The following is a 12,097-nucleotide window of genomic DNA, read 5'->3' on the forward strand; positions in this document are numbered from 1 at the left end:
CGCGTCAGCGAAGAGGTAAGTCATGAGTACGGAAACGGAGAACCGGACCGGGCGCCGCGCGACCGAGCGTGGCAGCGCCCGTGCGGAAAAGAAGATCCCGGTGGTGGGAACCTCGCACGCGCGCACCTGGTCGGTGGGTTTTGTTATCAAGCTGGTCCTCATGGCGCTGGTCAACGCGCTGGGGATCTACATTATCGCGGCGGCTTTTAACGAGGGATCGTGGATCCTGGTTGCTGTAGCTGCGGCGGTGCTGGGCATCGTGGATTACGTGTATTTCTCGCGGAAACACCTGGCTGCCAAGTACCTCACGCCGGGGCTGGTATTCCTCGCGATTTTCCAGGTGTTCGTTATCCTCTACACCGGTTACATCGCGTTCACCAACTACGGCGACCGCCATATGCTCACCAAAGAGCGCGCCACCGAAGCACTGCTGCTCACCTCCACCCAGCGGGTTGAGGGCAGCGCGCAGTACCCCCTCGCAGTCGTGGACGCGGGCGGGGAACTCGGCTTCGCTATTGTGAGCGACGACGGCGCGGTGCTCGTGGGCACCGAGGATGCACCCTTCGTCGCTGTGAAAAATGCCCAGGTCAGCGGCAAGCGCATCACCGAGGTGCCCGGCTATGAGATCCTCACGCCCGCTCAGATCGGGGCGCGGCAGGCGGAGATCACCGCGCTGCGCGTCCCCATGAGTGAGGACCCGGGGGATGGATTTATTGGAACCCAAACCGCCACAACCGGTTTTGTTTTCCAATCGACCCTCAAGCACGACGCCGCGGCCGATACCCTCACCGATATCACCACGAGCAAGGTCTATCACGCTGATTCCAGTGAGGGCTTCTACCGCGCTGACGACGGTGAAACTCTCAATACCGGCTGGCGGGTGACGGTGGGCTTCAAGAATTTCGCCGACGCCTTCGGTGATGCCCGCTACGCGAGCCCCTTCCTCAAGGTGCTGGTGTGGACTTTCGCTTTCGCCTTCCTCTCGGTGGCGACCACTTTCCTGCTGGGCATGTTCTTTGCGCTGGTCATGAATGACGAGCGGATGCGCGGGCGCAAAATCTACCGCACGATTATGCTGCTTCCCTACGCTTTCCCCTCCTTCATGACGGCATTCCTCTTCGCCGGTATGCTCAACCCGAAGTACGGGTTCTTCAACCAGGTGCTTTTCGGGGGTGCGGAGATCGGGTGGCTGACCGATCCGTGGCTGGCCAAGCTTTCCGTGATCCTGGTGAATCTGTGGATGGGCTTCCCCTATATGTTCCTCATCTGCACGGGGGCGCTGCAATCCATTCCGTCCGAACTCAATGAGGCGGCAGAGATCGACGGCGCGGGCGGGCTTAAGCGGTGGCGGTATATTACCTTGCCGCAGCTCATGATCCAGGTGACCCCACTCCTCATCTCCTCCTTCGCCTTTAACTTCAATAACTTCAACCTCATCTACATGCTCACGCGCGGCGGCCCGCAATTCGCGGACGCCTCGGTACCGGTGGGCTCCACGGACATCCTCATTTCGATGGTGTACCAAATTTCCGGGCTTTCGGGCGCGGCAACGAAGAATTACGGCCTGGCTTCGGCCATGTCCATCCTCATCTTCGTTATTGTCGGCACGATTTCCCTCATCAGCTTCCGGCGTTCGCGTTCAATTGAGGGGGCACAGTAATGGCAAACGATTCCATCATGACGGTTCCCGGCGGTGCTGCGGGCGGTGTGGGTGTAACCGCGCGCGGCGCAGTTCCCGTGATCGAGGAGAAGATCAGCCACAAGGAACGCCATCACAATAAGGTGAGTTTCGGGCGCTGGTTTTCCCAGGTGGGCTTCCGGCACCTGGTCGGGCTTTTCGCCGTCGTCTATTCGGCCTTCCCGATTATCTATGTGCTCTCCGCAGCCCTGAACCCGAATACCAAAACGACGCTGACGTCTGCGAATTCCCTTTTCTCGGAGATCTCGACTCAGAACTTCACCCAATTGGGAACCTCGACGATGTTCTGGCGTTGGTTCGCTAATACTCTGGAGATCGGGATTTTCTCCGCGCTCGGGGCGGTTCTTATGGGAGCGGCCGCGGCCTACGCATTTTCGCGCTTCCGCTTCCAGGGGCGCAAAGGCGGGCTGCTGGCCCTCATGGTCATTCAGATGTTCCCGCAGCTGCTGGCATTCGTAGCAATTTTCTTGCTGCTCAGCCAGCTCGGCGAGGTAGTGCCGGTGCTCGGGCTGGACTCCAAGCTCTCGTTGATCTGCGTGTACCTGGGCGGGGCCTTGGGCGCCAATACCTTCCTCATGTACGGCACCTTCAACTCCATTCCGATGGAGCTGGACGAAGCGGCGAAGATCGATGGCGCTAGCCATTCGCAGGTCTACTGGACCATCGTGCTCCCGCTGGTCACCCCGATCCTCGCGGTGGTGGGACTGCTGGCCTTCATCGGAGCCTTCAACGATTTCATCCTGGCCTCCACAATTCTCTCCAAAGAAGAGAATTGGACCCTGGCTATCGGCATGAATATTTGGGTGGGCGGCAATGAGAAGCAATGGGGCTGGTTCACAGCCGGCGCGGTCATCTCCGCGCTCCCGATTCTGCTCCTCTTCCTCTTCCTGCAGCGCTACATCGTGTCGGGACTGACGGGCGGATCCGTCAAGGGGTAAGCCCGGTGGCTGATTCCTCCGGTTCGGGCGGCCGGTCACCTGGTAATGCTCCGCCGGAGCTGACCGGCCACCCCTGACATATTTACTCATAACCCGGACTTTCCGTCGGTGATTTGCCGAGGAAAGTCCGGGTTATTGGTTCGGCAATGAGGCACTATGTGTTTTTCGAGCTGTACTTCATTTGTTATACGTGCGAAGTACACCTCGGAAAAGGTACTTAGCCCGGCCAGTACGGCGGTCCGCTTGAGCGGTTTGGATCGGCGGAGCACTATAGGGGCGGCGAAGTACGCATTTCGAACTATCGCTCTCGTCACATGCGCGTACGGAACATAAAATCACCTGAAAACGAGGCTCTCCAGCGCACTTTGTTTCCAGGCGCGGATTGGGACGGGGTGGGCTCGCAAAGAGCAACGCCTCGACACGCGGTGTCCGCAAAAAGCAACGCCCCGGCACGCGGTGCCCGCAAAAAGCAACGCCCCGAGGGCAGCGCTCACAAAGTGCAACTCCAGCGCATGATTTGGAAAAGTTAATGTAGTTGTGGTTGCTTTTTGTGTGTAGGCAAAGGCGTAGGCCCGGTGGTCACGTGATCACCGGGCCCACTGTTGCGCCGCTGCCAGGCGCTGCCGCGAAGGAGCTAGTAAGCGGCGCGCGCTGAGGCGGCTATCTTAGGCGGCTGCTTGAGGCGACTGTTTGAGGTGCTGCTTTATGCGGCCGCAGCTGCTGCGGATTCCTCCGTGCCCTCATCGCCCCCGCCGGCCGTGGCATTCCCGCCAGCCGCGCCCGCCGCGCCGGCCGCGCCAGTTTCAGCTTCTGCATCGAGGGCTTCGCCGGCTTCGCCCGCCTCAACCCCCGCGAGTTGCTCAGTCGCGTGGTGGAGGTAAACCACCCCGAGCGGGGGAAGCTGGACCGGAGCCGAGTAGGGCCGGCCGTTCCAGCCGATCTCCTCCGCGTGGACCTCCCCGAGATTACCCACCCCGGAACCGCCGTATTCCACCGCGTCGGTATTGAGCACTTCCGTCCAGGTCCCGCCGTCCGGCAAACCGATGCGGTAATCGTGGTGGGGGATACCCGCGAAATTGCAGGCCACCACAACAACATCTTTGCCATCCGCGGAGCGGCGCAGGAAAGTAATGACGTTATTATCGGCATCCGAGCCGTCAATCCACTCGAATCCGTGCGGGGTGAAATCATCACTCCACAAAGCCGGATGCTCCACGTAGAGCTCGTTGAGCCGTTTGACAAGGGACAAGATGCCATCATGTTCGGGCTGGTCGGTCAGCCACCAGTCGAGGGATGCGTCGTCGTTCCATTCGCGGATCTGCCCGAATTCCTGGCCCATGAACAGCAGCTGCTTACCCGGATGCGCCCACTGGTAGGCGAGCAATTCACGCACTCCGGCGCGTTTTTGCCAGTCGTCGCCGGGCATCTTTTGGTAGAGCGAGCCCTTGCCGTGCACCACTTCATCGTGACTGAGTGGCAGCAGATAGTTTTCCGAATAGGCGTACACCATGGAGAAGGTGATTTCCCCGTGGTGCCAGCGCCGATTGACCGGCTCCTCCTCGAAGTAGCGGATGGTGTCATTCATCCAGCCCATATTCCACTTGAGGCCAAAGCCGAGCCCGCCGCTATCCGTCATCGCGGTGACGCCCGGCCAGGAGGTAGATTCTTCCGCGATCATCATGACGCCGGGATTGCGCCGGTATGCGGTGGCGGTAACTTCCTGGAGGAAGGAAATGGCCTCGAGGTTTTCCCGCCCGCCGTAAATATTGGGTTGCCACTGCCCGGCTTCCCGCGAGTAATCCAGGTAGAGCAGCGAAGCCACGGCATCCGCGCGGATTCCATCGAAATGGAATTCTTCCAGCCAGTACAGCGCATTGGCCACCAGGAAATTCCGCACTTCCCGGCGCCCGAAATCGAAGACCAGGGTGCCCCAATCCGGATGCGAGCCGCGTTGCGGATTCGGATCTTCGTACAGGGCCTGGCCGTCGAAACGCGCGAGCGCCCACTCGTCGGTGGCGAAATGCGCGGGGACCCAGTCGGTAATGACCCCGATCCCGGCTTGGTGCAGCCGGTCAATGAGGTAGCGCAGGTCATCGGGGGTGCCGTAGCGCGAGGTGGGGGCGTAATACCCGGTCACCTGGTAGCCCCACGACGGCGTGAAAGGATGCTCCGCCACCGGCATGAATTCCACGTGGGTGAAGCCGCAGTACTTGACGTGCCCGATGAGCTGGTCAGCGAGCTCCCGGTAGGAAAGCCCCTTGCGCCACGAACCCAGGTGGACTTCGTAAATGGAGACCGGCCCCGAAGCCGGATCGGTACGCTGGGCCATCCAGGCGTCGTCGTTCCATTCGTAGTTGGATTCGGTGACGATAGAGGCGGTGGACGGCGCGGTTTCGCTGTAGCGGGCCATGGGATCGGCCTTCTGGTGCCAGCTCAGGTCCTTGTACTGGATCTCAAACTTGTAGCGCGCCCCCGCGCCGGCGCCCGGCACGAAGATTTCCCACAGCCCCGAGCTGCCCAGGGAGCGCATGGCGTGCAGGGAACCATCCCAGCCGTTGAAATCACCGACCACCCGTACGGCGAGCGCATTGGGCGCCCACACCGAGAAGGCCACGCCCGTGACATCCCCGAGAACGGAGGGGAAGTGGCGCACATGCGCGCCCAGTGCGTTCCACAGTTCTTCGTGGCGCCCCTCCGAAATGAGGTAAATATCGGTTTCGCCCAGGGTGGGCAGGAAACGGTAGGGGTCATCCCCGCGGCTTTCCACGCCCCCGTACGAGGCCACCACCCGGTAATCGGGCACGTTGGGGGTGTTGAGCACCGCGCGCCAAATTCCGTTGTATTCGTGTACGGCAGGTACCCGCCCGTCCAGCGTTTCAATAAATACCGCATCCGCGAGTCGCCGAATGGTGCGAATGGTGACGGTGCTGCCGTTGGAATGGGGCCCGAGGACATCGTGGGGTGCGTAGTACCAACCCTTGGAAACAGCCTCGAGCGTGCCTTCATCAACTTCTACGTAATTAGACATGTGTGCCTCTCTGCACGATGGAGCGTAGGCGGTCAGAGCGGGAAACCACCCGCGCGCGCCGGTGATGTGCTGTGTCCTGCCAAGCGGCATCGCGGAATTTCCGGGAAGTACCGCGCGACTATCTACATATCCCAGGATACCTGAAAGATGCGCTATCCCGGGCCGCGGCTGCCTGCCGTGGACAGCGCGCGGGCCGGGTGCGGAGGAGGTGGCGGGCGTGGGTGGTGGCGTGCGAAGGGCGACGACGCCGCAGCCCGCCGCGGGGCGGCGGGCTGACCTGCGGTTCTGCTAGTTCTCGAGCAGGCGGTGGACTCCGCCCAGGGGGAGATCGATCCAGTCCGGGCGCTGATTGACCTCGTACACAACTTCGTAAAGTGCCTTGTCCAGGAGGAGGGCGCGCAGCAGGGGCCGGTGCGCGGCGGGAATCGCGCCGTAGCCGGATAGGAAAGCAACTTCCGCGGCGCGGGTCCACGCGCGCATGCGGGAGGCGGGCTGGCCATCGCGTTCGCCCTGGCCACCGGCGTAATCGAAGGAACGCAGCATGCCGGCCACATCGCGCAGGGCGAGGTCGGGGGCCACGCGCTCGGGGAGTGGGCGCAGGGGCTCACCTTCAAAATCGAGGGCCACCCAGCCACGCCCCGGCACATCCACAACCTGCCCGAGGTGGTAATCCCCGTGGATGCGCTGGAGCGCCGGCCAGGCGGTGGCCGCGGCGGCGGCAAAAACCTCGGTGATGCGCGCACGGCTGGCTGCTAGCTCGGGGATAGCCGTAAGGGCGGCGCGAGCTCGTGCATGCCAGCTGGCCAGCTGCGCTTCGCGCAGCTGCGGCGTCGCCGCGGTGGTACCCAGGCGGGTGGCGAGTGCGGTGTGGAAAGCGCGGGTGAGGGAGCCGAGTTCGCGGATGCGTTCGGAAAAATCGCCCAGCAGCGCGCGGGAAGTATTCAGAACAGGGCTGTTCGGGGCGGGGAAAGAGCTCGTGACGACGCGCCAGGCGTCGTGGGCGCCGGTGAGGAACTCCTGCGCCACCAGCACATCGCTGCCCGCTGCGGCCGGGCCACCCACGAGCGCTGCCGAGCCCCACTGCGCGGGAACCGTGCCGGTATCCGAAAGCGCGGCCTGCAGCTCCACGTCCGGGTTCGCGCCCGGGCTCAGCACCCGAAAGAGCTTGATAATGAGGGGCACGGTGCTGGTCTGATAGATGATTGAGCTATTGGATTGTTCGCCGCTCAGCGGCCGGGCAGCGCGGTAGCTCCCCGGGAAGCCGGCCGGGCGCGTGACCAGGTCAAGGGTGCTGTTGGCGGGCTGGCTAGGTGCCGTGCTGAGCGCCGGGGAATGCAGGAGGGGCTCGCTGCCCGGCTGGCCGGTGGCGGCCTCGAAGAGGAAACGCTGGCCGGCAGGATGCGTGGTCGCGTCGAAAATAAGGTGGCCGTGGGCGCGGGCAATCGGGGTGGCGGGAGGGGCCGGCTCGATTGGCTCAGCCGGCGCGACCGGCGCGACCGCCGTGACTGGCGCGGCGTCGTCGTGCAGCGTGGACCCGGTAGCGGGGGCGAGGAGCAGCGGGACGTTGTAGAGCGTAGACCCGGCGTCAATAATGAGCCAGGTGAGGGTGAAGGGCTCTGCGCCGCACGCGAAGTCAGCGCGGGCCCGCAGGTAGAGCGGATGGGCTTCGCCCCGGTACCAGCGCCGGGCGTGCATCCACGCCTCGAGTTCCGGAATCCGCTCGCCGATGTCCCAACTCACGCTGCGCTCCCTTCTTCATGATCTGCGGTGTTCGCCGCGGTGGGCTTTTGCGCGGGTGCCGCGGCGGCCGGCGGCGCCGGGCGGGAGAGCGCCGTGAAGTCCACCTGTTCTCCGATTTCTGCGGCGCGGGCACCTTCCACCGGGCCCGGTTCCGCCTGCCCGGGCGCATCTAGTTTGAGCCAGAAGAAATCGCGGCTGCCCAGCGTGACATCGTAACCGCCAGCGGCACCGACGGCCGGGAAACCTGCCCCGCCAAACACATCCGTGGCCAGCCACCCGGCATAGTCGGGCAGCTCGATGCGCCCGGCGCGCGGGGTATTGGCCAGGTTCATGATGCAGAGGAGGGTCTCCTCTGGGCAGGAGCGGGTGAAAGCGAGGATCGCGTCATTATTCGATTCGCGCAGCACAAAATCACCCGAGCCCATGGCCGGGTGGCCGCGCCGCACCTCCAGAATCCCGTGAATCCAGTGGAGCAGCGACGCCGGCTGCGCGAGCTGCGATTCCACGTTGACCGCCTGGTAGTTATAGGACAGCGAGGTAATAGCCGGCAGGTAGAGCTGGCCCGGATCCGCGGTGGAAAAACCGGCATTGCGATCCGGACTCCACTGCATCGGGGTGCGCACGCCGTCGCGATCCGGCAACCAAATATTGTCGCCCATCCCGATTTCGTCGCCGTAGTAGAGGTAGGGCGAACCGGGCAGGGAAAGCAGCAGCGCGTGCGCCAGCTCGATCTCCGCCCGGGAATTCCCCAGTAGCGGGGCGAGGCGGCGGCGGATCCCCACATTAGCTCGCATGCGCGGATCGTCGGCATACCAGCCGTACATGAGGGCGCGTTCTTCCGTGCTCACCATTTCCAGGGTGAGTTCATCGTGATTGCGCAGGAAGGTACCCCACTGGGCCCCGGCCGGAATCGCGGGGGTGCGCTCCAGAATCTCCCGGATCGCGGTGGCACGCTGGTCGCGCAAAGCGTAATAAATACGCGGCATCACGGGGAAGTGGAAGCACATATGGCATTCGGGCGCCTGCGCTGTTCCGAAATATTCGACGACGTCTTCCGGCCACTGATTCGCTTCGGCCAGCAAAAGCGTGCCGGGAAATTCCTCATCGAGGACCCGGCGCACCTTCGCGATAAACGCGTGTGTTTCCGGGAGGTTTTCGCAATTCGTGCCTTCCCGCTCGTAGAGGTAGGGGATGGCATCCAGGCGCAGTCCGTCCACCCCTAGCCCGCACCAGAAGCGGAAAATATTGAGGACCGCTTCGTGCACCTTGGGATTATCGAAATTCAGATCCGGTTGGTGGGAGAAGAAACGATGCCAGAAATACTGTTTGCGCACCGGATCGAAAGTCCAATTGGAGACCTCGGTGTCCACGAAAATAATGCGGGCATCTTCGTATTTTTTATCGGTGTCCGACCACACGTAGAAATCCCCGTAGGGCCCTTCCGGATTAGCGCGGGAAGATTGGAACCACGGGTGATCCGCGGAGGTGTGGTTGATAACGATATCGATGATGACGCGGATACCGCGCCGGTGGGCCTGATCAACTAGCTCCCGAAAATCATCCATCGTGCCGTAGCGGGGATCCACGGCGGTGTAATCGGCGACGTCGTACCCGCCGTCCCGCCCCGGGGAAGGGTAGAACGGCGGGATCCAGATGCAGTCGATCCCCAGCCACTGGATGTAATCGAGATGCGCGATCAGGCCGCGGAGATCACCAACGCCGTCGGCATCGGTATCTCCAAAAGCCTTGAGCAGCACCTCGTAGAACACCGCGTGGCGATACCACTCCGGATCATCGATTAGCCCGGGGTGTTCGGACTGGGTGATGCGGGGCCCGGAAGTGGCAGCGTTGAGGGAAGGAAGGGACATAGGATCAGAGGGCCTTCACGGAGAGAATATGCGCCGGGGTGGTGAAGGGGTTGAGCCGCACGAAGGGCCGGTTATTCCACTGGAAATGCCCGCCGCCCAGCTCATCCACCACCTCGATATGCTCGGGCGCCTCGCCGCGCGGCAGACCGCTGGCATCGAAAGCACCGAAAGCGGACATATCCAGGGAGATCTCCGCCTCCTGGGTGGTATGCGGATCGAGGTTGAGCACCACAATCACGCGGTCCGCGGTTCCCGACGGAGTTTCCTCCGGGCGCGCCACCTTCGTGAAGCACAGAATATTCGGATTCGACGTGGGGTTAATGGTGATCCCGCGCAGGCGCTGGAGGGCCACGTGCTCCTTGCGGATCTCGTTGAGGCGGGTGAGAAGCCCCTGGATACCGTAGGGATCGCGGGTGTAATCCCGCGGGCGGTATTCGTATTTCTCGTTGTTATTCATTTCTTCGAAGCTGCCGCGCGGCTCCGATTCCACGAATTCATAACCGGAGTAAATCCCGTAGGAGGGCGCTCCCATCGCCGCCAAAATCGCGCGGATCTTCCAGCCGTTCGGGCCGGATTGTTGGAGATAGGGGGTGAGGATATCGTGCGTCGTCGGCCAGAAAGTGGGGCGCAACATCGCATCCGATTCCCGGCCGACCTCCCACAGGTAGTCCTCAATTTCCTTCTTTTCGTTACGCCACGCGAAGTAGCAGTAGGACTGGTGGAATCCTACCGCGCCCAGGCCCCGCATCATCGGCGGGGCGGTGAAAGCCTCGGCCAGGAAAATAACCTCCGGGTGGGTGTGGCGGAATTCGGCCAGCAGCCGCTGCCAGAAACTCACCGGCTTGGTATGCGGGTTATCCACGCGGAAAAGCGTGACCCCGTGCGAAACCCAGGTTTCCAGCACGCCCTTGACAGCCTGGTAGATACCTTCCGGATCGTCATCGAAATTGAGCGGGTAGATATCCTGGTACTTCTTCGGGGGATTTTCCGCGAAAGCGATGGTGCCGTCCGGGCGGTGCAGGAACCATTCGGGGTGTTCGTGCAGCCACGGGTGATCCGGGGAGCATTGCAGTGCAATATCGAGGGCGACCTCCATGCCCAGATCCCGGGCGGTGGCCACGAAGGCATCGAAATCCTCGAACGTGCCCAGATCCGGGTGGATGGCATCATGCCCGCCCGCTTCGCTGCCAATCGCGTAGGGCGAGCCGGGTTCACCGGGCTGGGCAATCAGCGAATTATTCTTCCCCTTGCGATCAGTCAGGCCAATCGGGCTAATCGGAGTAAGGTACACCACGTCGAAGCCCATGGAGGCAATGCGGGGCAGATCTTCCGCCGCGGTGCGCAGGGTCCCGGAATGCCAGGTGCCTTCGTCGTCGCGCCAGGCTCCCACCGAGCGCGGGAACATTTCGTACCAGGCGCCGTGCAGGGCCAGTTCGCGGTCCACGGCGAGGGGGAAGCGCGCCGATTCGCTCACGAAATCGCGCACCGGATACCTGTGGATAATATCTTCGACGACGTCGGACGTCACGGCCGCGAAACGTACCGAAGCCGGGATGGACTTTTTTCGAACGACGTCGATAGCGTCATTAATCGCCGGCCGGTCCTTTGAACCGCGCGGCAGCAACTTCGCCACCCTCTTGAGCAGCTGCTCGGCTTCGAGGAACACCAGGTCAATATCCTGGCCGACCGGGAGCTTCGCTTCGGCGGTATGCCGCCAGGTGGCCAGCGGATCCGACCACGAGCGCACAAAGAAAGCCCAATCGCCTGGCTCGGTGGGGGTGAGCCAGCCTTCGTAACGGCCCAGGCCCGGGCGTACCAAGACCATGGGAGCGCTCTGAACTTCGCGACCCTGCGGATCAACGAGGACGGCTTCACAGCCGAAAAGATCGTGCCCTTCGCGCCAGACGGTGGCCTGCACGGGGAAAGCTTCATTCACGGTGCCCTTAGCGGCCAGCGAGCCGTTTTGCACGCAGGGTGTCACATCCATAATCGGGATGCGGGCGATATTGGCCCGCGGGGCGGGGGCCGGGGCCACAGGTGCCTGCGGGAAAGCCGGCGGGTACCCTTCGGCGTTTGCACGGCCGTGCGTGGTAGGGGAGGCTGGGGGCGTAGCGGTGGTTTGTGCCGCGGGGGCTTTTGCGGAGGTCTTCGCGGAGGTCTTCGCGCTTTTTGCCGATCCGGAGGCCTTTGTGGACTTTGCCGCGGTGGTGCTCTTCGTTGAGCGCCGGGTGGCCGCGGGTTTCTTCGGGGACGCTGCCTTTGCCGTTGCTGGCTTCTTCGCGGTGGCGGACTCCGCGGCGGCTGGCTTCGGGGCCGCGGGCGTGGTTGCCGGCTTCTTTTCGGGCGTGGATGCCGAATTCTTCGCGGGCGTCGTCGGTTCAATGGACATGGCTTATCTCCTCGTATCCTCGGGCGACATATGGCGGGAGTGCGTGCAAGCGGCAGCAACCCCACGGCTCGAGCGGCGACGCACGAGCCGATGATGCGTCTGTGTAAGGATGCTCACAAGCCCAATCCTATTAGGTTTCCGGGCTTCTGGCACACCGGCCCGCGGGGGTGGACGCACGGCGGGTTGGCTGCGTCGTCGTATGTGTGAGCTTCGGTCCGGCGCCGCGGGAGGCACTATGTGTTTTTCGGGCTGTACTGCATTTGTTGTACATGCGAAGTACACCTCGGGAAAAGTACTCCTGTCCCCCGGTCCTCTCCTGTCCCCAGTCTGCGGATCGCCTCAAAAGTGCACATCCTGAACCGTTGGGGTCGCGTAGTGCACGCCTCTTGTGGCCGGCGTACTGGTACTGGAGAACACCGGGCCTAACAGAGTGGT

General features: G+C 62.9%; 6 protein-coding genes. 2 read left to right on the plus strand and 4 right to left on the minus strand.

Features of this window, described 5'->3' with window-relative positions; all coding sequences use genetic code 11:
* Positions 1 to 22: 22 nt before the first annotated feature.
* A complete protein-coding gene (locus ACRQHG_RS05765; protein ID WP_126134884.1) occupies positions 23 to 1,660 on the plus strand; it encodes an ABC transporter permease subunit in 1,638 nt (545 codons plus the stop codon).
* The gene (locus tag ACRQHG_RS05770) at positions 1,660 to 2,637 is read left to right on the plus strand and encodes a sugar ABC transporter permease (RefSeq protein ID WP_126134885.1); all 978 of its coding nucleotides are present in this window, start codon (positions 1,660 to 1,662) and stop codon (positions 2,635 to 2,637) included. The genes ACRQHG_RS05765 and ACRQHG_RS05770 overlap by 1 nt, the downstream gene beginning before the upstream one ends.
* Before the next feature lie 703 nt (positions 2,638 to 3,340).
* On the opposite strand, the gene glgB is transcribed toward ACRQHG_RS05770, so the two are convergent.
* From glgB to ACRQHG_RS05790, 4 genes are all read right to left on the minus strand, one after another.
* Complete coding sequence (gene glgB, locus ACRQHG_RS05775) at positions 3,341 to 5,665, minus strand: 1,4-alpha-glucan branching protein GlgB (RefSeq protein WP_241227346.1); 2,325 nt, start codon at positions 5,663 to 5,665, stop codon at positions 3,341 to 3,343.
* A 288-nt stretch (positions 5,666 to 5,953) separates the two neighbouring features.
* Positions 5,954 to 7,405, minus strand: coding sequence for a hypothetical protein (locus ACRQHG_RS05780; RefSeq protein ID WP_435719744.1), 1,452 nt, complete (start codon positions 7,403 to 7,405; stop codon positions 5,954 to 5,956).
* Positions 7,402 to 9,273 carry a maltose alpha-D-glucosyltransferase gene (gene treS, locus ACRQHG_RS05785; protein ID WP_320755703.1) on the minus strand — a complete coding sequence of 624 codons (1,872 nt, stop codon included), beginning with the start codon at positions 9,271 to 9,273 and terminating at the stop codon, positions 7,402 to 7,404. Before treS ends, ACRQHG_RS05780 begins: the two co-directional genes overlap by 4 nt.
* A 4-nt stretch (positions 9,274 to 9,277) precedes the next feature.
* Complete coding sequence (locus ACRQHG_RS05790) at positions 9,278 to 11,662, minus strand: alpha-1,4-glucan--maltose-1-phosphate maltosyltransferase (RefSeq protein ID WP_126134887.1); 2,385 nt, start codon at positions 11,660 to 11,662, stop codon at positions 9,278 to 9,280.
* Between the last annotated feature and the right edge of the window lie 435 nt (positions 11,663 to 12,097).

The organism is Actinotignum vesiculae, from assembly GCF_051267215.1.
Taxonomy (GTDB): domain Bacteria; phylum Actinomycetota; class Actinomycetes; order Actinomycetales; family Actinomycetaceae; genus Actinotignum; species Actinotignum schaalii.